Source organism: Halalkalibacter sp. HAAS-P013 (assembly GCF_056619925.1).
In genome coordinates this window covers 73,933-96,031 of sequence record NZ_JBWQTU010000015.1, presented here as the reverse complement: position 1 = coordinate 96,031, position 22,099 = coordinate 73,933, and the positions used below count along the sequence as shown (strand labels likewise).

Annotated in this window: 15 protein-coding genes, 2 rRNA genes and 1 pseudogene; 14 read left to right on the top strand and 4 right to left on the bottom strand. The window is 38.4% G+C overall.

The annotated features are described in order from the left end of the window. From AC1FXP_RS19085 to AC1FXP_RS19070, 4 genes are all read left to right on the top strand, one after another. A 23S ribosomal RNA gene (locus AC1FXP_RS19085) occupies nucleotides 1–95 on the top strand; the annotation flags it as partial. Nucleotides 96–225: 130 nt separating this feature from the next. Further along, a 5S ribosomal RNA gene (rrf, locus tag AC1FXP_RS19080) occupies nucleotides 226–341 on the top strand. Nucleotides 342–1,632: 1,291 nt separating this feature from the next. After that, nucleotides 1,633–1,974, top strand: coding sequence for a nucleotidyltransferase domain-containing protein (locus AC1FXP_RS19075; RefSeq protein WP_480063577.1), 342 nt, complete (start codon nucleotides 1,633–1,635; stop codon nucleotides 1,972–1,974). Beyond that, the gene (locus AC1FXP_RS19070) at nucleotides 1,943–2,350 is read left to right on the top strand and encodes a nucleotidyltransferase substrate binding protein (RefSeq protein ID WP_480063576.1); all 408 of its coding nucleotides are present in this window, start codon (nucleotides 1,943–1,945) and stop codon (nucleotides 2,348–2,350) included. Before AC1FXP_RS19075 ends, AC1FXP_RS19070 begins: the two co-directional genes overlap by 32 nt. A gap of 290 nt (nucleotides 2,351–2,640) precedes the next feature. Here the strand turns inward: AC1FXP_RS19070 and AC1FXP_RS19065 are convergent, their stop codons facing one another. Then, entirely contained in the window at nucleotides 2,641–3,102 is a 462-nt protein-coding gene (locus tag AC1FXP_RS19065; RefSeq protein WP_480063575.1) for a hypothetical protein, read from the bottom strand. 116 nt (nucleotides 3,103–3,218) lie between these two features. Here AC1FXP_RS19065 and AC1FXP_RS19060 point away from each other — a divergent pair, with 116 nt between their 5' ends. From AC1FXP_RS19060 to arfA, 6 genes are all read left to right on the top strand, one after another. Beyond that, nucleotides 3,219–4,691 (top strand): alkaline phosphatase family protein, encoded by a 1,473-nt coding sequence (locus AC1FXP_RS19060; protein WP_480063574.1) that lies wholly within the window; start codon nucleotides 3,219–3,221, stop codon nucleotides 4,689–4,691. 296 nt (nucleotides 4,692–4,987) lie between these two features. Further along, nucleotides 4,988–6,346, top strand: a complete 1,359-nt coding sequence (gene brnQ, locus AC1FXP_RS19055; RefSeq protein WP_480063573.1) for a branched-chain amino acid transport system II carrier protein — start codon at nucleotides 4,988–4,990, stop codon at nucleotides 6,344–6,346. Nucleotides 6,347–6,515: 169 nt separating this feature from the next. Further along, entirely contained in the window at nucleotides 6,516–8,117 is a 1,602-nt protein-coding gene (locus tag AC1FXP_RS19050; protein WP_480063572.1) for an amidohydrolase, read from the top strand. A 161-nt stretch (nucleotides 8,118–8,278) separates the two neighbouring features. After that, nucleotides 8,279–8,722 carry an Lrp/AsnC family transcriptional regulator gene (locus AC1FXP_RS19045; RefSeq protein WP_480063571.1) on the top strand — a complete coding sequence of 148 codons (444 nt, stop codon included), beginning with the start codon at nucleotides 8,279–8,281 and terminating at the stop codon, nucleotides 8,720–8,722. A gap of 203 nt (nucleotides 8,723–8,925) precedes the next feature. Next, entirely contained in the window at nucleotides 8,926–9,531 is a 606-nt protein-coding gene (locus AC1FXP_RS19040; RefSeq protein ID WP_480063570.1) for a YitT family protein, read from the top strand. A 591-nt stretch (nucleotides 9,532–10,122) separates the two neighbouring features. Then, nucleotides 10,123–11,646: an arabinosylfuranosidase ArfA gene (gene arfA, locus AC1FXP_RS19035; protein WP_480063569.1), complete on the top strand. Its 1,524-nt coding sequence runs from the start codon at nucleotides 10,123–10,125 to the stop codon at nucleotides 11,644–11,646. 491 nt (nucleotides 11,647–12,137) lie between these two features. Here the strand turns inward: arfA and katG are convergent, their stop codons facing one another. Then, on the bottom strand, nucleotides 12,138–14,348 hold the full coding sequence (katG, locus tag AC1FXP_RS19030) for a catalase/peroxidase HPI (RefSeq protein WP_480063568.1): 2,211 nt from the start codon (nucleotides 14,346–14,348) through the stop codon (nucleotides 12,138–12,140). A gap of 777 nt (nucleotides 14,349–15,125) precedes the next feature. Between katG and AC1FXP_RS19025 the strand changes: the two genes are divergently transcribed. The 4 genes from AC1FXP_RS19025 (at nucleotide 15,126) to AC1FXP_RS19010 (ending at nucleotide 20,499) form a co-directional block, all read left to right on the top strand. After that, nucleotides 15,126–16,724 carry a xylulokinase gene (locus tag AC1FXP_RS19025; protein ID WP_480063567.1) on the top strand — a complete coding sequence of 533 codons (1,599 nt, stop codon included), beginning with the start codon at nucleotides 15,126–15,128 and terminating at the stop codon, nucleotides 16,722–16,724. A 248-nt stretch (nucleotides 16,725–16,972) separates the two neighbouring features. After that, nucleotides 16,973–17,680, top strand: coding sequence for an L-ribulose-5-phosphate 4-epimerase (gene araD, locus AC1FXP_RS19020; RefSeq protein ID WP_480063566.1), 708 nt, complete (start codon nucleotides 16,973–16,975; stop codon nucleotides 17,678–17,680). Between the two features lie 98 nt (nucleotides 17,681–17,778). Further along, nucleotides 17,779–19,266 (top strand): L-arabinose isomerase, encoded by a 1,488-nt coding sequence (gene araA, locus AC1FXP_RS19015; protein WP_480063565.1) that lies wholly within the window; start codon nucleotides 17,779–17,781, stop codon nucleotides 19,264–19,266. Between the two features lie 117 nt (nucleotides 19,267–19,383). Then, entirely contained in the window at nucleotides 19,384–20,499 is a 1,116-nt protein-coding gene (locus tag AC1FXP_RS19010; RefSeq protein WP_480063578.1) for a substrate-binding domain-containing protein, read from the top strand. A 219-nt stretch (nucleotides 20,500–20,718) separates the two neighbouring features. Here the strand turns inward: AC1FXP_RS19010 and AC1FXP_RS19005 are convergent. Next, nucleotides 20,719–21,606: pseudogene (locus tag AC1FXP_RS19005) on the bottom strand (glycoside hydrolase family 1 protein); the annotation flags it as partial. A 132-nt stretch (nucleotides 21,607–21,738) separates the two neighbouring features. Then, nucleotides 21,739–22,023 (bottom strand): histidine kinase dimerization/phospho-acceptor domain-containing protein, encoded by a 285-nt coding sequence (locus tag AC1FXP_RS19000; protein WP_480063564.1) that lies wholly within the window; start codon nucleotides 22,021–22,023, stop codon nucleotides 21,739–21,741. Nucleotides 22,024–22,099: the final 76 nt, after the last annotated feature.

Below are 22,099 nucleotides of genomic sequence, written 5' to 3'. Positions count from 1 at the left end.
AAGACCCCTTAGAGATGATGAGGTTGATAGGTCTGGTGTGGAAGCGTGGCGACACGTGGAGCTGACAGATACTAATCGGTCGAGGACTTATCCAATACATGAATCTTGATACGTTTCTATAACGCATTATCTAGTTTTGAGAGAACCATCTCAAATGTGAACTAAGATACTCTGATAGAGAATCCGATGTTCAAGCCATTTTCTAGAAAATGGCCTATATATTAGTCTGGTGGCGATAGCGAAGAGGTCACACCCGTTCCCATGCCGAACACGGTCGTTAAGCTCTTTTGCGCCAATGGTAGTTGGGGGCTTCCCCCTGTGAGAGTAGGACGTTGCCAGGCAGATAAAAGACAATCCAATGGATTGTCTTTTTTAGTATGCATAAACAGAATGCTCAAGGCGCTGAAGAGCTTTTGGTCCGAAGGAGCAACATCTTCCTCGAATAGGCCGATGGTTACAACATGAGTAAGCTTCTCGAAATACTCCATGTCCCCCTGTGAGACGAACCCTTTCTCTTCGTAATACAACGTGAATTACTTCTAAGAATAACTCCATGAATAATCAACCCCGTAGAAGAGAAAGGGTGAGCCAGGACGTTGCCAGGCGGGAACGCACCGCATAGAAATAGGAGAGATGAAGGGATGAAGCCGCCTGTCGGTAGAGCGTCTGAAGGAACACCATCTTCCTGGAGTAGGTCGATGGTTACAACGTGAATAAACTTCTTGAGCTACTCCATGTCCCCCTGTGAGACGAGCCGTTTCTCTTCGTAAGACAACATGGGGAACTTCTATGAGAAACTCCATGCCCATCAACCCCGTAGAAGAGAAAGGGTGAGCCAGGACGTTGCCAGGCAGGGCACGCTCCGCATAGAAATTGGAGTGGTGATCTAAGCTGCATGTTAGTAGAACGCCCGGAGGAGCAACATCTTCTTCAAGTAGGCCGATGGTTACTTCATGTCCTTGTGAGATGAATCCTTTCTCATCGTAACGCAACGTGAGGTACTTCTATAAACAACAACATGATTATGCCTCACAGAAAAACATCATGTCTTCCTAGTAGAAGAAAAGGAGTGAATGCGAGCTGTTTCTCTTCGTAACAGAACATGAGACGCTTCGAAGTTCTTCATCCCCGTAAAGGAGAAATAGCGAGCCAGGACGTTACCAGGCGATTAAACACAATCAGTCGGGTTGTGTTATCTTATGTGCATAAATTTATACTTTAAGGCACTGAAGTTCTTTTGGTTTGAACCGTTTCAGTCTTGCTCTTTGTAATATGAATTTAGATATATATTGATTTACAATCGTTTATAGAAATGTAGACTAGAGAAGAAGTAAATGTAGTTATTGAGGATTTTACTATATAAAGTAACTTTAGAGGGAAATAATGAAAGAACTACTATACTGAGAAAGTAGAAAAGGTCTGCATCGATTGTAAACGGAAATTTCGTATCTCATAATGAGGTTAAGGAGAAAATGGGGAAATGTTAAAAAGAAAAGCACTTCCAATTGTTAGACGGTTTTAACAATAAGAAGTGTTATACAGTCTCTTAAGTAAAGAACAACTTAAACGAAATATATTGGTATTTATGTTAAAATTATTATAAACCAATTTAGAGGATTGAGGTGAAAAAACGTGATTTACCCTCAATGGAACGAAACAGGAATATCCAAACGTTTTATAGATGAATTACATAGTTTTTGCTTGAAAAATAATTACGTAGATAAAATTTTATTGTTTGGTTCAAGAGCAAGAGGTGATTACCATAGCTCCTCTGACATTGATTTAGCTATTATTACAAAAGAAATTTCTCATACTCAGCAAAATTTAATAGAACAAGCTATTTATGAAATGCCCACTCCATTAAAAATTGATATTGTTTTTATGGATCGTCTAACTAAGGAAAAATTAATTTCCAATATTAGGAAAGAAGGTGTGGTTATATATGAACAAGGAAAGGCTCAACGAAAAGCTTAGTGATTACAAACGTGCGAGTACTAGACTTCATGAAGCTACAAAAATACAAATAGAATCTGATATTATATTCGATGGTGTGATCCAGCGATTTGAGTTTACGTTTGAATTAAGCTGGAAGTTAATGAAAATGTTCTTAGAATATACAGGAATGACTGAAATTAAAAGTCCTAGGGCAACGATAAGAGAAGCATTTAAATACGGCTTGGTTGAAGACGGGGAACAATGGATAGATATGATGGTAGATCGTAATAAAACCTCTCACCTTTATGATGAGGAAGAAGCCAAACTAATCTATAAGAAAATTATAAGTCATTATAGCCCGTTGTTATCCAGCTTGTACGATAAATTGGAGGAAGAGATCCAAGAGCTAAATTAGTTAGGGATTCATTCAAAGATGAAAAAGTAATCGAGAGTTGAAATAGCGAGGCAGGACGTGTAAGGTAGGTGCCGCATAAAAATTAGAAGGTGGTTTCACTACATATGGAAGGAAGGGCTGAAGAACAAACATCATCTTCAAATAGCTGATCGGGAAGTTGGAGGATTTGGATTTCAGCACTTCTAGTGAAATCTCAAGAATAAAAATCACCCAGTGAAATCAACCAATAGCTTTCATTGGTTGTACAAGTAAATCCCCTACCTAAATTTAGGTTGGGGATTTATCCTCTTCTAATAAGCATATTGATTATTTTGGTTTTGAGTTTCAAATCCCATTTGTCTTAAAAGCTGTTGAGCAGTGGACATACTTTGTTCAGTTTGTTGTTGCCAACTAATACTATTTTGAATAAAAGGTTTAAATTCATTAGGAGCGTTGTCTCTCATTACTTGTAACCATCTCATTACTTCTTGATCTTCTCTAAGCGCACTTGTTACACATGAAATCAACGTAGCAATTATTGAATCATGATACTCACCATTTTGTAATCGTTGGGCAGAACCTACCGCTGTTACTCGATGGTAAGAGGCAGGGACAAGATGCTCATGCATTTCGGGATTTCCTTTTAGATTTTGAGTAGTTGGAATGTGAAATAATTGTGTAGTCATGGAACAAACCATTTTTTCTGCAGATAAACTTTGGTCTAACACTTCTATAACAGAAGCCCAATCTTGACGATAAGGATAATAATACATACATTCACCCACTTATTAAGAAATTAAGATATTATATGTTATTTAGTGATAGTTGCTGCAATTTTTTTGCATACTAAAGATAAACAGTGGTTTCTATTTAATAGAAATGATAAGGGGTGATTTCAATTACTACTTCGGGTAAGCCAGTTATCATGGTTATGCTTGATACATTGATGGATAAACCATTACAGATGGCACTAAAAGAGGAAACTCTACCTGCTTTTACATACTTCATGGAACATGGGAAATATTATTCAAGCGTCGTTGCCCCTTTCCCTACAATGTCAGTAAATGTGGAAAGTACATTGCTAACAGGACAGTATTCGGATCAACATCGAATCCCAGCTCTTACATGGTACAGCAAAAAGGAAAATAGAATTATTAATTATGGAACGCACTTTTTCGATCAAATAAAACTTGGACTTAGTAAATGCTTGAGGGATACTCTTTACCGATTAAATAATGAACATTTAAATACAAAAGTAAAAACCATTCACGAGGAACTATACGAACAAGGGAAAAAATCTGCTTCTATTAACCCGCTTGTAAATAGAGGAAACGTTCCTCACCAGCTAACAATTCCTGGATTGATTCGTTATTTTGTTCCGATCAAGAAGCGAATTGATACAAGATCTGCGACAAAATATACCTATGGATGTTTATCTAGGCTGAATCCTAATGGGAAATACAGCGGTATTTGGCACAAGTATGGCTTTAATAATAAATTCGCGGCTCAAGAATTTACCCATTTAGTCAGTAATCAAGATATTCCTGATTTTTCCCTTATCTATCTCCCTGATCATGATAAGAACGTTCATAAACATGGCCCTATGGATACGAAGGGGATTAAGGAAATGGATAAAAACTTGCAGACAATCTTAGACTCGTTTCCGACATGGGAAGAGGCTCTTGATCAACACATTTGGATTTTAATTGGGGATAATGGTCAATCCGGCATAAAAGATGATCGAAAACAAGCTTTTGTTGACCTAAGAGAATTATTACAGCCATTAAAGGTTACAAAATTGAGTAGAGGCGTGCGAAAAGAAGATCAAGTAGTTTTAGCAAACAATTTGAGGTCATGTTTTATCTATTCATTAGATACAGACAAGGTACCACTAACAGAGATTGTTGAGAAATTGAAAAGAGACGAACGCCTCGATCTAATATCTTGGAAAGTAGATGAATGGATTCATGTCATTTCAGGTGACAAAAGAGAAAGTTTCCAATTTAAAGAGGGCGGAAACGTAAAAGATGAATTCGATCAGTTCTGGGAGGTTAGAGGGGATTACTCGATTCTTGACTTAACTCTAACAGAAAATCGTATTACTTTCGGTGATTTTCCTGATGCTCTGAAAAGAATTCATAGTACTTTACATTCTCATGAAGGAGACTTTGTAGTTATATCTGCCAAGCCTGGGCATGAGTTAAGAGGAGAAGTTACACCTTCTCATGCTGGGGGCGCTAGTCATGGAGGGTTTCATAAAAACGATTCATTAGTTCCAATGCTAGTTACTGGGACAGAAACGAAACCTAATTATTTTCGCATGGTCGATTTGAAAGAATGGATTTTAAAGCTAACAAAGTAATATGTGTCATAAGTTTGATCTTGCGGCCATTAGGTAAAAAGGTCTTCTTCATTTAATATGTGGACTTCTGAAAGGGGGAATAGCTCTTTTAAGGAGTCTTTTTAACTAAGTCGAGGGAAGATAGAAGTTTCAGAAAATATATTGCTTTTCATTATTTTATTGTGATATATTATTCTTCGTGTCTTTCAAAAAAGATTCGTGCAGTCTAAGTTTTTTGATAAAAGCCAAAATTTCATAAAATGGTTTTTTCGGTAACAGCTGTGGTCAAAGCGGCGAAATAGTAGGAGGAAGAGAACGTGTCGTCAAGAGTTTCATTCACAACTTTTATTGCAGTAGGATTTATGTTGTTTGCTTTATTTTTTGGAGCTGGGAATTTAATTTTTCCAGCGATGCTTGGTCAAATGGCTGGAGAGAATATCCTTGCAGCTAATGTCGGTTTTATTGTAACTGGGGTTGGGTTGCCGATTTTGGCAATTATGGCTATGGCATTCTCAGGAAAAAGTGATTTGCAATCATTAGCCAGTCGTGTACACCCGGTGTACGCCATCGTTTTTACGGTTGCTTTGTATTTAGCGATCGGGCCACTTTTTGCGATACCGAGAACGAATACGGTTTCATTTGAAATGGGGATCAGGCCATTTTTAAGTAATCCTGACAGCTTTTTGCCATTGTTTCTGTTTACGATTGTATTCTTTGGGGTTTCGTTATTTTTCTCTTTGCAATCTAGTAAGCTAGTTTATATTATTGGGAAATTTCTAACACCAGTATTATTGATTTTCATTGGGATCCTGATCGTAGCTTCCTTTGTCAATCCAATCGGACCGGTTCAAGCACCTGTTGATTCATTTATGGCCAATAGCTTTTTCAAAGGGTTCCAAGAGGGCTACTTAACGATGGATGTATTAGGTGCTTTTGTCTTTGGGATTGTGATTGTAAACATCATGAAGGACAGAGGGATTACGACGAAAAAGGACCTTATGGTTTCTACTTTGAAAGTCGCTGTTATTGCTGGGGCGTTACTTGCAGTGATTTATTCTTCTCTTACATTTATAGGGGCAAGTAGTGTGAGCGAACTAGGTCATCTTGAGAATGGAGGCGCGATTTTAGCTAGTGTTTCCCATTATTATTTTGGACCGTTTGGTAAGGTCGTATTAGGCTTTATTGTGATTGCTGCTTGTTTAACAACAAGTATCGGATTAATCACAGCTTGTGCTTCGTATTTTACTAAGATTGTACCTGCGATGTCTTATAAAAAATGGGCGGTTGTGTTTACTGTATTTAGTGCGGTGATTTCAAATATTGGCTTGTCAACACTAATCAGTGTTTCTGTGCCTGTGTTATACATGCTGTATCCATTAGCGATGTGTTTATTAGTACTTACATTTTTGCATCCTCTTTTCAAAGGGAAGACGAAAGTTTATCAGATAAGTATTTTGTTCACATTTATTGTTAGTTTATTTGAAGGGTTGAAGGCAGCGGGTCTTCAAATTGAGTTCGTTGATCATCTGTTTACCACGTTCCTTCCTTTGTACACAGTTGGATTAGGATGGGTTGTTCCAGCTATTGTTGGTGGTGTGATCGGATTATTTTTTAGTTCTGCTAAAAATGATGACAATAAGGATGACTATGTAACTGCAGAGAAAATGGTCAGTTGAATGGGAGCTATCTAATGCCTGAATGGGTGTTAGGTAGCTTTTCTTGTAGGGATGGTTATTAAGGATTTCAGTATGAAGTATTGAAGTTAAAAGTGATTTTTATAAAAAAATTTTGGAACTTATAGTAAACTAAAGTCAAAACTTCTAGATTAATAGGAAGGAGCAAAGCATGAAAACTCTATTTTATAACGGCCTCATTTATACTTCTAATCCCGAACAATTATACGCTGAAGCTATGGTTGTCGAAGATGGGATGATTACATACATTGGCGACTTTCGTAATGAGATTGGGGTGGAGCCATATGAAAAACAGATTGATTTGAAAGGGCAGAGGGTGTTACCAGGTATGGTTGATGCACATATGCACCCTCTCATGTTAGCCGAAGTGGATGAGCAAATCTATTGTGGCCCCCCTAATGTTTATTCCATTCAAGATATTAAAAGAAAAGTCCAAGAACAATTTACGAATCTAGCAAAAGAAGATCGCACCAATTGGATAAGTGGCTGGGGGTATGACGAAGCTAAACTAGAGGAGAAAAGGACGCCGACCAGATGGGACCTGGATGATGTTTCTTCAGATATCCCGATTATTCTGACAAGAACTTGTACGCATATTATAGTGGCTAATAGCATGGCGATGAAGTTAGCGGGAGTGAACTCAGATACCGTTTCGCCATATGGAGGTGAAATTGAGAAGCGAGAGGACGGAGAGTTAACGGGAGTTTTTAAGGAGACAGCTAGAGACCTCATTTTTCAAGTGATGCCAAGGAGATCGGAGCACGAAAAAGCAGCCTTGCTAGCAAAGTTAAGTCATAAATTACTGTCACAAGGAATTACTGCAACAACCGAGTTAATGGCAGATCCAACGATAGATTACAATCTTTTTAAAAAGGCGTTCGATCTAGGGTATAAACAAAAGACCATGCTTTACTATTTGTGGGATCGGCTTAAAGAATTCCCGGAAAAAATTAGCGAAAGTGCTGAAGAACCTTACCCTTGTTTACAGGTAGGGGGAATAAAACTTTTTGGAGATGGGAGTGTTTCAGGAAAAACGGCATGGATGGCTTCTCCCTATTTAAATGAAGATAGTAATTATGGATTGTCTACAACTTCTGTTAGAGAATTGCTTGATGCGGCCAGATCAGCAAAGAAATATCGTGTCCAATTAGTCATTCACGCAATGGGGGAACGGGCAATTGAACAAATAGTAGATACCTTTTGGAATGTGGACCCTTGGATAAAGGATGCCCCTTCCATTCGCATTGAGCACGTGGCTTTTCCAACAAGGGAGATGTTACTTCGAGCTATTAAAGCTGGAATCGGGTTTGTGACACAACCGCTATTTGTATTTGCAGAATATGATAGCTATATTGCTAATCTAGGGAAGGATAGAACAGATCGTTCTTATCCGTTTAAAACAATGTTGGAACTAGGAGCGGTGATGAGTTTTTCTTCAGATGCACCTGCAACGTCATGGCAGGATACTTCAAATCCATTTCTGGGAATAAAAGCAGCTGTTACAAGAACAGCCTATACTGGTGACAAGTTTAACGTAAATGAGTGCCTTTCAATTGAAGAATGCATTGATTTATATACAAGAAAAGCACAAGTTATTACCCGTATTCCGAAAATAGGGCAATTAAAGAAAGGGTATGATGCAGACTTTATTATATTGGATAAGGATATTTTACATGAACGATACGAGGATATTGATAAAATAAACGTAGTCGAAACGTACATACGAGGGGAGAAGGTATACGGACAGGTTTGAACTGAACCCAATAAGTGAGACATAAATTATCAAGCAACTCTCCTGGGTTATAAGCAATAATTTCTCCGTTACAAGGTCGAGTATCTATTCGTGGTATTATGAATTCATATGGTTTAGCATGGGGCCCCTAATATTAAAGAAAAAGAAAAGAAGGTGGATGAATGGATTATACAGATATTCAGCTCCTTACGATCCTACAAAGGGATGGCAGAAAAAGCTTTAGTGACTTATCAAAGGAGCTGTCACTTAGTCGGCCAAGTGTGACGGAACGTTATAATCGATTGATCGAGCGTGGAGTCATAGATAAAATAAGTGCAAAGGTTAACCACTCTGCGATAGGCCGAGATGTTATTTTATTCATCCAAGTAAGTGAGATCAATCTCTCTTTTGAAAAGTTTGAAAACCTAGTCATTGAACATCCTGATATTATCGAGTGCCATTGTTTAACGGGGCAAGTAAACTATTTATTAAAAGCCGCTGTAAGTGATATGGCTCATTTAAGTAGCTTAATTGAGGAGTTTACTGGTTATGGAAAGATCAATTCATCGATTGTCATAAGGTCACCTATTAAAGATAAGATCGTAAAACCTATTTTTAAAGGTTAAAAAGAACTGGTTATGTGGAATGGTGCCACATAGCCAGTTCTTTTTGCAATGAAACTCCTTTTTACATTGTGAAGGAAAAAGGAAAGAACTTCATAAAAAGTGTAAAGATAAACCAATGAAAGGGTTCGCTTTGTTATATAAAAGAAAACCGATTTTTTTTACACTATTTCTAAAGAAGTAGATGGATTGAAAAGGAGGAAGTTATGAAGCATTTTATCTTTTTACTATTCGGTTGCTTGTTAACAGCCATTGGTGTCACGATTTTGGGACAATCGCAAATCGTTACAGGTGGAACAGCAGGATTAGCTTTAAGCTCTTCCTATATATTTGGGTTGCCATTTTATTTGTTGTTCTTTCTCATTAACATTCCTTTTTATGTTTTTTCTGTAATAACGATGGGGTGGAACTTTACGTTATCCACCATTTTATCAGTATCGATGCTATCAACGATGACGTACTTTAGTTATTTATTACCAGAGATGACACTTACACCTTTCTTTGGAGGGGTGCTAGGAAGTGTTTTGATTGGGTTCGGTTTGTCGACGTTGTTTTTAAACGGCTCTTCATTGGGCGGAGCGAATATCCTTGCATTATACTTGCAGAAAAAATTAGACTGGGACCCAGGGAAAGTGAATTTCGTATTTGACTTTGTTGTTGTGTTATCGGGTTTCTATTATTTAGGATTACTGAACGGAATGTATTCGATTATGAGCATTGCCGTTTACTCGATCATTATTAGTTACTTTAAAAATCAAATTAAAGAAAAAAATCACCAAAAGGGGAAACCGCTAGTGTTAAAAACTAGCTAACGAAAGGGAAGAAAAAGAAGCAGGGGGACTCCTGCTTCTTTTTGCTATATACAAAAAAACTGCTAAGACTCAACAGATGTGTATAATCCTCGAGCATACAAAATTGTCATGTGCAAAATGTAGTTCATCAATATATTCGAGTGCTTTCATAAAAGAGAACAATTAAAAATAAACGTTCGTGTTTGCTCAATATGTGATTTGAAAGCCAAAAAACTTAGTTCATTCAATGTACGAACAAAGTCATTGTTGTTATAATAGAAAGACTATAACAATTGGAGGGGGCTAGGTGTATTTAAAGGGAGCGAACAGAAGAAGTTTTGATCAGGTTTGTGATTTTGCAGTATTAATTGTAAATATGAAAGCATTTTAACAAGAAAAAGAAAGCCAACTTGTTTTAACTGATAGGAGGAATCAGGAAAATGATCACCTTTTATTGAAAGCGCTCTATCTGCAAAGGCTATTTCCCTAGCGACACAAAAAGTGTGAATGCTTAACCGTTTTTAGCGCAATTTTTTCAATACGTAGAGAAAGCAGTTCTTAAAACAATCTTACATAGCAGATTGCAAGTACTTGAGAAAGGATTGAGGGAAAATGAGCAAAGAATTATCGAAAGCAAAAATGGTAATTGATAAAGATTTTGTAATTTCCAAAATTGATAAGCGCATCTACGGTTCATTTATTGAACATCTCGGGCGTGCTGTTTATGGTGGAATTTATGAACCAGGACATCCAAGTGCTGATGAACAAGGATTTAGACAAGATGTCATTGATTTAGTGAAAGAATTACAAGTACCTATTATTAGATATCCTGGTGGAAACATGGTGTCTGCTTATAATTGGGAAGATGGTATTGGCCCAAAAGAGGATCGTCCACATAGACTAGAATTGGCTTGGCGTGTTATTGAAACGAACCAAGTTGGTACCAATGAATTTATAGATTGGACAAAGAAAGCAAATGCGGAAGTAATGATGGCAGTTAACCTAGGAACTAGAGGCATAGATGCTGCTAGGAATCTAGTGGAATATACGAATCATCCTGGTGGTACAGCATGGAGTGAATTACGAAAACAACATGGATATGAGGAACCCCATAATATAAAAACATGGTGTCTTGGAAATGAAATGGATGGGTCATGGCAAATTGGGCAAAAGACGGCCGTTGAATATGGTCGCCTAGCGGCAGAAACAGCAAAAGCAATGCGTTTAGTAGACCCTACAATAGAATTGGTAAGTTGTGGAAGTTCAGGCTCGGGGATGCCTACCTTTCCAGAGTGGGAGGCAATAACATTAGATCATACCTATGAATATACCGATTATATATCTTTGCATAAATATTATGGTAATCGAAATAATGATACAGCCAATTTTCTAGCTAACTCAATGGAAATGGAAAGTTTTATTCAAACGGTTATTTCGACTTGTGATTATATAAAAGCAAAAAAGCGGAGTAAGAAAACCATTAATTTAAGTTTTGATGAGTGGAATGTCTGGTTTCATTCCAACGACCAAGATAAAAAAATAGAACCGTGGTCAATCGCACCGCCTCAATTAGAAGACGTATATACATTTGAGGATGCTCTTCTCGTGGGGAGTATGTTAAATACAATGATCCGCCATTCAGATCGAATAAAAATTGCAGCGATGGCGCAATTAGTCAATGTCATTGCTCCGATCATGACAGAGAATGGTGGAGGAGTATGGAAGCAAACCATATTCTATCCTTATTATTACACTTCTGTTTATGGTAGAGGAGTGGCACTTAAGCCATTAATTAACTCACCTAAATATGACAGCATTGACTTTACTGATGTCCCTTTTTTAGATTCATCTGTCGTATATAATGAAGAAAAAGATGAAGTTGTTATTTTTGCGACAAACCGTCATATGGAAAATTCATTACAAGTGGATATAGATGCTCGTTCATTTGAAGGGTATGAAGTAGAAGAACATGTAGTATTACAAAATGATGATCCAAAGGCAACCAATACATTAGGGAAGGAACAAGTAAAACCACATAATAAGGGAGAATCATATATGGAAAGTGGTAAGGTAGTTGGTATTTTGCCGAAATTATCGTGGAATATGATTCGATTAACAAATACCAAATACAAATGATTTAAGCCGTCTAATAATACACTTCGCTTTCCGCGGGTGAATAGTGAGCCTAACACCATTTGGCGTACAAATAGAATACTCGAATTAGTAAAGTGCGTTGTGCCAACGCTTATAATGTCGTTTCGACAGAAAGATAAGGAGTTTGGACAGTATATTCACTAGTTCCGACAGTAAAACTTCCACTTCCGACAGTAAAATAGTCAAGTTGGACAGAAAGGCAGTATGTTCTTAATTTGTTTCAAAAGAATACTGATCAAATTCCCTTTAAATTAAGAGTATATACAATAAATTGTACTTAAAAAGTGGAAATACCTCTACCCATTATTTGATTTTTGAGAGAATCATCTTAACACGTGAAATAAGATCTTTTTTTAAGGATCCGAGAGTCAATATGATTAGATGACGATAGCGACAAGGTCAACCTGTTGTTACTATTAATCAGTAAAAAGAAAAACCGCCGTCACTAACTGACGGCGGTTTTTCCTTACCCTTTAATTGTTCGTTAGTTCAGCTTTCTTAAGCTTTAGATCAAAACGATCTGCGTTCATGACCTTCACCCAAGCAGCGATAAAGTCATTTACAAACTTCCCTTTGTTATCGTCTTGAGCATACACTTCGGCAATCGCACGAAGCACGGAGTTCGATCCGAATACAAGGTCCACTCTCGTTGCTGTACGTACGACTTCACCTGACTTACGGTCGCGACCTTCAAATACGTCGCCGTCCACAGGCTTCCATTCTACACCCATGTCAAGCAAGTTAACAAAGAAGTCGTTAGAGAGTGTGCCTACACGATCCGTGAATACGCCGTGCTCAGTACCAGCGTGGTTTGTACCTAGAACACGCATACCACCAATAAGTGCAGTCATTTCTGGTGCAGTAAGGCCAAGCAGTTGAGCTTTGTCTACTAGCAACTCTTCTGAACTCACACTATATTTCTTCTTCTGATAGTTTCGGAAGCCATCAGCGACCGGTTCTAACACTTCAAAGCCTTCTACGTCTGTTTGCTCCTCTGTAGCATCGCCACGACCAGGAGCAAAAGGAACCGTAACATCAAAGCCTGCATCTTGTGCAGCTCTTTCAACTGCCGCACTCCCGCCTAGTACAATCAAATCAGCAATGCTTACTTTTTTATCTAATTGACTTTGAATGTCTTCAAATACAGCTAGGGCTTTTTCAAGTTGTTCCGGCTGATTCACGTCCCAATTTTTCTGTGGAGCAAGACGGATGCGGGCACCATTTGCACCACCGCGATTATCTGAGCCGCGGAACGTACTTGCTGAAGCCCAAGCCGTTGTGACTAGCTCGCTTACTGTAAGTCCTGAATTTAGGATTTTTTCTTTCAGTTCAGCTACTTCTGCATCAGTTAATTCATACTCAACAGTTGGGACAGGATCTTGCCAGATAAGATCTTCTTCAGGGACCTCTGGACCTAGATATCTTGCTTTAGGACCCATATCACGGTGAAGTAGTTTGAACCATGCACGAGCAAAGGCATCGGCAAACTCTTCCGAATTTTCATGGAAACGACGCGCAATTTTTTCGTATGCTGGGTCATGACGCAATGCTAAATCAGTGGTGAACATAACCGTTGGAACTTTCTTTGATGGATCTGCAGCATCTGGTGCAAGATCTTTTTCATCAGGGTCTACAGCCATCCACTGATATGCGCCTGCAGGACTCTTAGTCAGCCACCATTCATATCCAAATAATAAATCAAAGTAACCATTATCCCACTTTGTTGGGTTAGCCGTCCAAGCACCTTCAAGTCCACTCGTGATGGTGTCAGCGCCTTTGCCGCTACCGTGAGTGCTTAGCCAGCCTAAGCCTTGTGCTTCAATAGGAGCAGCTTCTGGTTCTGGTCCAACATGTGAAGCATCGCCTGCTCCGTGTGCCTTACCAAACGTGTGTCCACCGGCAATTAGCGCAACGGTTTCTTCATCGTTCATTCCCATACGTCCAAAGGTTTCGCGAATGTCGTGAGCACTTTTAATTGGATCTGGTTTTCCGTTTGGACCTTCTGGGTTCACATAGATCAGACCCATTTGAACGGCAGCAAGAGGATTCTCAAGCTCGCGGTCGCCTGTGTAACGGTTATCACCTAACATTTCAGTTTCGGAACCCCAGTAGATATCTTCTTCAGGATGCCAAATGTCAGCACGTCCACCTCCAAAACCAAATGTCTTACCACCCATGGATTCAATCGCGACATTACCTGTTAGAAGGAGCAAATCGGCCCAAGAGATTTTGTTACCGTACTTTTGTTTAATCGGCCATAATAGACGACGAGCTTTATCAAGATTACCGTTGTCCTCCCAGCTGTTAAGAGGTGCGAAACGTTGGTTACCAGTTCCGCCGCCACCACGGCCGTCACCAGTACGGTATGTACCTGCTGCGTGCCAAGACATACGAATAAAGAATGGACCATAATGACCATAGTCAGCAGGCCACCAATCTTGGCTGTCTGTCATTAAGTCATGAAGATCTTTTTTAAGAGCATCGTAATTTAACTTTTGGAATTCTTCTGTATAATCAAAGTCTTCACGCATAGGGTTCGTTTTTCTGTCATGCTGATGCAAAATATTTAAGTTTAATTGATTTGGCCACCAGTCTTTATTTGTTGTAACAGTAGAGCTGTTACTAGTAGCGCTGCCGTGCGAAAACGGGCATTTTCCAGTGGTAGTATTGTTTTTAGTGTCCATATGTTTACTCCTCCTTTTTTAACTACATATAGTAGTAGATAATTATGCAACTAGTCGTAAGAAATACATACTAATTTACAATAATTATTCTTATGTAATCATTATAATAAAATATCAGCTAAAGTAAAGAAGAATGACTTATGTTCAAAAAAATATCATTTCGAATGCCTTTGTTAACACCTTCATAGTAGAAACTATAGGTGGAATGATAGCTTACTATGTTTAGAGGGGAAGTTTATAAAAGGGTTTTCTTTTGTTCAATGAGCGAACCGTGGATGAGAATTTTGTAAGGAAACACTTTCCAATTACGGGGGTTCATAGAAATAAAGGTTCACAAGTTCTCTCACTTACATATCTCATTTTAAGCTTTTCTATATGTATATACAAAACCCTTTATTTAATTCATCACTTTGTCCTTGAATGTGAAAGGGAATGAAGAAGTAAAGATAGTATAGTTTATATCATGATACACTTATTTTTTAGTAGCAATGAATGAGTAGGTGATCCCTTAATTGATTTACAAGACTGAGAGGAGGCTGTCCCATTCACAACAAGATTGCACTTGATTGTACGTACTAGTTGTAGTACTATGAAGGTTGAAATCATATATATATATACGTACAAGATTTTTCGGTTCATTTTTAGAAAAGGTTTGCTGATAATCTAAGGCTAGTCAATTTGATTAATGGGAAATAGAGATCGATATAACATCACCTAAGTGGTTTCATTACACAGATTATGTAAGCGGTTACGAATTTAGTATTGGAGGAAAATTATATGAATCTTGATGTGAAAAATGCAATTCAAAGTGGGAAAACAGTACTTGGAATAGAACTTGGATCAACTCGAATTAAAGCCGTTCTTATTGGTGAAGATCATGCACCGATCGCAACTGGTAGCCATGTCTGGGAAAATAGCTATGTGAATCATATTTGGACATATAGTGTGGAGGAAGTTTGGGAGGGGGTACAAGCCAGCTATCAACAGATGGCTAATGATGTGAGACAGCAGTATGGTATCACCTTGCAAACAGTTGGCGCAATTGGTTTTAGTGGAATGATGCATGGGTATATGGCGTTCGACGAAGATGAAGAGCTTTTAGTACCTTTTCGTACGTGGCGTAACAATATTACCGAACGGGCTTCGAAAGAATTGACAGAACTGTTTAACTATCAAATTCCTCAACGATGGAGTATTGCTCACTTGTATCAAGCTATCTTGAATCAGGAAGAACATATTAGTAACATTCATTTCCTAACTACGCTAGCTGGTTATGTTCATTGGAAACTAACAGGACAGAAGGTTTTGGGAGTTGGAGAAGCATCTGGCGTATTTCCGATTGATTTGAACACGAAGAACTATAATCAAACAATGATTCATCAGTTTAATGAATTGGTTGTCCCTAAGAACCTATCTTGGAACTTGGAGGAGATTCTTCCAAATGTTTTGGTAGCGGGTGAAAACGCTGGTGTACTTACAGAAGAAGGTGCAAAACTTCTGGATGTTACCGGAGAGCTGCAGGCGGGTATTCCGCTTTGTCCACCAGAAGGTGATGCAGGAACTGGTATGGTTGCCACAAACAGTGTAGCGAAACGTACTGGTAATGTTTCGGCCGGGACTTCTGCATTTGCAATGGTTGTATTGGAGAAAGATTTGTCCAAAGTCTATCCTGAAATTGATCTTGTGACCACACCAACAGGAAATTTGGTAGCGATGGCCCACTCCAATAACTGTTCTTCAGACTTAAATGCATGGGTAGGATTATTTGAAGAATTTTTAGCTGCAATAGGTATCGAAGGTGACTCGAATAAGTTATATGAAACTTTATTTAAGCAAGCCCTTCAAGGAGATCCAGATGGCGGCGGCCTATTATCTTATGGCTATCTTTCCGGTGAACATATAACCCACTTTGAAGAAGGACGTCCGTTGTTTGTACGTTCTTCAGGTAGTAATTTCAATCTTGCTAATTTCATGCGTGTTCATTTACTTACAGCATTTGGAGCGATGAAAATAGGTATGGATATTTTGCTTAAAGAAGAAAATGTAAAACTGGATGAAGTTTTAGGTCATGGCGGATTATTTAAAACAGAAGGTGTCGGACAAGGTATTTTGGCCGCTGCTTTTAATGTTCCTGTTTCAGTTATGGAAACTGCAGGAGAAGGCGGAGCATGGGGGATTGCTCTGCTTGGATCGTATATGATTAACAAAAAGGAAAAAGAAACTTTGGAAGAGTATTTAAACGAGAACGTATTTGTAGGTCAAGCAGTGAAGACGGTATCTCCAGACCCGAAAGATGTTGAAGGTTATGAGCGATTTATGGAACGTTACAAGGGTGGACTAGCGATCGAAAGGGCGGCGGTAGAAAATCATCAATAAATAGAAGGGATTTATAGCGCGACAGGGGAGAGAGTTATCCCTGTCGTTTTTTGCTATTTTGAATTTGAATGTTTGTTGCCGCTGGACGGTGCAAACACTTACGTTTTCCTCAGGCGACCATGACAAACTATATTCTCTTCTTTAAAAATATTTATTGATTATACGTACAAGTTGCGTTAATATTTAATTACGCAAGGAAAGTTATACGTACGAGTTATTGGTTGGTTGAAAGGAGAGCTGAACAACTAATGTTAGAGAGCTTGAAGAAGCAGGTGTTAGAGGCGAATTTAGCTTTACCTAAATATGGGTTGGTGACTTTTACTTGGGGGAATGTAAGCGGTATCAATAAAGAGGCAGGTTTAGTGGTTATTAAGCCAAGTGGAGTTCCTTATGAGGAGTTGACTATAGGAGATTTGGTTGTACTAGATTTAGAGGGGAATATTGTGGAAGGTGATTTAAAACCGTCATCTGATACACCCACACATCTAGTTCTTTATCGCAACTTTCCTGACATTGGGGGGATTGTTCATACACATTCTCCTTGGGCAACAGGCTGGGCCCAAGCGGGTAAACCTATTCACTCATTAGGAACAACGCAAGCGGATTATTTTTACGGTACCGTACCTTGTACGAGAAGAATGACAGAAGAAGAGATACAAGGTGAGTATGAACTGGAAACTGGGAATGTCATAGTCGAAACATTTGAGGGAATTGACCCTATGCAGATTCCTAGTGTACTAGTACATAGTCATGCTCCATTCAATTGGGGGAAAGATCCATATGAAGCAGTGCATAATGCGGTTGTTTTAGAAGAAGTAGCGAAAATGAATTTTCACACATATCAAATTAACCCGGAAATCCAAACGATGGATCAAGCGTTATTAGATAAACACTATTTAAGAAAACATGGTGGAAATGCATATTATGGGCAGAAGCAATCGGAGAGAATTAAGTAATTAAATATGCATACGTCGATTTCGCACGAAGCCTATCATGTCATGAAACGATTGTACGTGAGTAATGATTCTATTATAAAATTTTAGGGGGAATTCAAATGTTACAAACAAGACCTTATGAATTTTGGTTTGTTACTGGAAGTCAAAACTTATACGGAGAAGAACCATTACGCGAAGTAGCAAACAACTCACAGGAAGTTGTAGAAGGGTTAAATAAAGAAGGAGACCTTCCTTTTAATATAGTATTCAAATCTGTTGTAAAAACTGCAGATGAAATTAAGAAACTAGCAATTGAGGCAAATGCAGATGAAAATTGTGCGGGTTTAATTACTTGGATGCACACTTTCTCTCCGGCAAAAATGTGGATCGCAGGGCTAACTGCTCTACAAAAACCATTGCTTCACCTGCATACCCAATTTAACCGTGATATCCCATGGGATGATATCGACATGGACTTCATGAACTTGAACCAAGCAGCTCATGGTGATAGAGAGTATGGATTTATTGGAACTCGTATGGATGTTTCAAGAAAAGTGATTGTTGGACATTGGCAGAGCAAAGATGTAACAACAAAAGTAGGTAGCTGGATGAATACAGCTGTAGGTGTGACAGAAGGTCCGAATATTCGCGTTGCTCGTTTTGGTGATAACATGAGAAATGTTGCGGTAACTGATGGAGATAAAATTGAAGCACAAATTAAATTTGGATGGACAGTAGATTATTATGGTATTGGTGATCTCGTTGTAGAGATGAACAAAGTAACTGATGATGAGGTAGATTTACTTTATAAAGAGTATAGTGAATTATATGAGCTCCCAGCAGAAGCGAGTGAGCCAGGAGCGGTTAGAGACTCTATCCTTGAGCAGGGACGTATTGAGTTAGGTTTAAAAGCATTCTTGTCTAAAGGAAATTACAATGCTTTTACCACAAACTTTGAAGATTTACATGGGATGAAGCAACTTCCAGGGCTAGCTGCGCAACGTCTAATGGCAGAAGGATATGGATTTGCCGGTGAAGGTGACTGGAGAACAGCTGCATTACTACGCCTAATGAAAATTATTTCAAGTAATAAAGGAACTTCTTTCATGGAAGATTATACGTACCACTTAGAACCTGGTAATGAATTGATTCTCGGTTCACATATGCTTGAAATTTGTCCGACTGTATCTGCTTCTAAACCTAAAATTGTTGTTAACCCTCTAGGCATCGGTGGAAAAGAGGATCCGGCACGTCTAGTATTTGATGGTAGAGGTGGCGATGCAGTGAATGCCTCCCTTGTAGAACTAGGTGGTAGATACCGTCTAGTAATTAATGAAGTAAAAGCTGAACAGCCAACGATTGAGACACCCAATTTACCAGTAGCTAAAGTATTGTGGAAGCCGGAACCATCATTAAGTGAAGCTACAGAAGCTTGGATTTATGCTGGTGGTGCACACCACACGGTATTTTCTTTTGATGTAACAACAGAACAATTATACGATTTTGCTGATATGGCAAAAATAGAAGTGGTTGTCATCGATAAGGATACGAAAGTAAGACAATTTCGCAATGAATTAAAATGGAATGAAGTAATTTGGAGAAGATAGCATCAATGGAGTAGAGGTTTAAGAGAATTAAATCTCTACTTCCTTTGTATTCTTTACCCTAAGTATTAAAGTTTCATTTATAATGAAGAGAGCTGCGTGTTATGGAGGTGGATGAATATCGAAACAAAATACAATATCGTAAAACAAGCGATTATGTCTAAAATACTTGACGGCACATTCCAACCTGATCAAAAGATTTATTCGGAAAGTGAATTGATGAAACAATTTGACGTCAGTCGACATACTGTCCGTGTTGCTATTGGTGAGCTCGTCACTCAAGGCTGGTTATATCGAGAGCAGGGTGCGGGGACGTTTTGTGTAGACCGGTCAGAAGTTGAAGCAAGTACGAATGCAAGTAATCAAAAGAGTATTGCGATTATCACGACGTACATTTCCGATTATATTTTTCCGTCTATCATTAGAGGAGCGGAATCTTATCTAAGTCAGCACGGGTATCATGTTAGTTTATTTAGCACAAATAATAATCATGAAAACGAGCGAAAGGCACTAAAAAAAATTTTAACACAGCGTTTTGATGGTGTTATTATTGAACCAACTAAAAGTGCATTATTTAATCCAAATATTAATTATTATTTAAACTTAGAAAGAAAAAATATCCCATATATTATGATCAATGCTTTTTATGATGAATTAGATCCACTTAGCATTACGATGAATGATGAGAAGGGTGGCTATATTCAAACAGAGCATCTCATTGAATTGGGACATACCAATATTGTTGGATTCTTTAAAACGGATGATATACAAGGTAATAAACGGATGAAGGGATATCTTAAAGCACACCGTGAGCATGGGATCTTCATTGACCCGAGTAATATCGTAACCTACAGTTCCGAAGAGAAAGTAACGAAACCAGTTGAAATTTTGCGGGAGAAGTTATCCGTAGATGAAGACGTACCAACTGCTATTGTTTGTTATAATGATGAACTAGCAATTAGACTGCTTGATGTTATTAGAGAAAAAAATCTTCAAGTTCCTGAAGATATTTCGATTGTAGGATTTGATGATTCCTTTATGGCCAATGCAACGGAAGTTAAATTGACGACAATCCAACATCCTAAAAGTAAGATGGGCGAAAGTGCTGCAAAGATGATACTAGATATAGTCAAAGCAGTAACGAGCTCGAACAAAAAAGCAAGGGACACAGCTGAATCTATCGTCATTGATTCCGAATTAATTATCCGAGATTCTACTAAACAAATAAATAAGTAGACTGTCTCAGAGGGGGCAGTCTACTTATTTTTTAGTTAATGGTGACAGGAGCCAAATGTAGAGCAATAAGAAAACTAACAATTTTATTTAAATGCCTTTTTGGTAGCTGAAAATCATTTGGCAGAGGCATTCTAATAGTTTTTAAAGAGATAACATGTCCTTTTCCTGCGCATGAAAAAGATCAAGAGCCACATGGACTCTTGATCTTTGCTTTTTCCTTTATTCCAATTCCTTTCCATTCGTCGCAATCACATTTTGATACCAATAGAAAGATTTTTTCTTCTTACGCTCAAGGGTGCCACTTCCGTCGTCCTGCTTGTCAACATAAATGAAACCGTAGCGCTTCGACATTTCACCTGTTGACATACTAACAAGATCAATACAACCCCAAGCTGTATAGCCCATTAATTCAACGCCATCCTCAATGGCTTCACCCATCGCTTTAATATGCTCACGTAAGTAGTTGATCCGATAATCATCATTGATGCTACCATCTTCTTCGACAGTGTCGTATGCACCAAGACCGTTTTCTACTACAAAAAGAGGGACGCGGTAACGATCGTATAGTTGATTTAAGCCAATTCGCAGTCCTGTTGGATCGATTTCCCAGCCCCAGTCACTTGCTTTAAGGTGTGGATTTTTCACACCAGCTATGAGGTTTGCTGACGCTTTTTCCTCTTCTGTTAGCTCTTTCTTTTCTGTACGAGACATATAATAGCTGAGAGAAATAAAGTCAACTGGGTACTGCTTAAGTGTTTCTAAATCGCCATCTTCCATTTTGATGTTAATGTCATTTTCTTTAAAGAAACGCTTGGAAAAGGCAGGGTACTCCCCACGAACATGAACATCACCACAAATATAGTTAAAGACTTGCTCTTCTTTCATGGCATGCAGGACATTTTGTGGATTGCAATCATACGCATAAACAGGCATATAAATTAACATACAACCAATTTGCGAACCAGGAATGATGTCGTGACAAGCTTTTACAGTTAGGCTGCTCGCAACAAACTGGTGGTGTAAGCCTTGGAAGCTTTCTTGAAGACGAACATCTTCTGTAGCTGGGGAGAACCCAAGGCTCATAATAGGAAAATGAAGGAAATGGTTCGTTAAAACGTCTGAAAAAGAAAAGCTACCATTGGTATAAGCAAGTAATTGAATCAAATGGACAAAACTTAGATTAAACAGTTAGCCCGCTATGAACATATCATATTCATAGCAGGCTAACTTGGTTTGCATTTAGTCCTTACACAACGGAATCAAGATCGAAATGGTTGATCCCTCGTTAAGTTTGCTTTTTACCTTTATTTCGCCTTGCAAGTGGCCAATGGTCTTATAACAAAACATCGTCCCTAACCCAGTCCCTTGAGCCTTCGTTGTATAAAAAGGGGGACCTAAGCGGGAATCATTTTTGAAGATATGGATAAATCCTTTGACGACCGTTAATGGATTCCGTACTTCATGTGCGACAGATGCCGCTAGTTCGCCTACGAACTTTATTCTTTCCGCTTGCTGAAGTTTCACTTTACTTTGTTCAGACTAACGTAAGGTTTCAATGATGAAAATCATAATTACAGACAGTAACCAAATGAGAGATAAT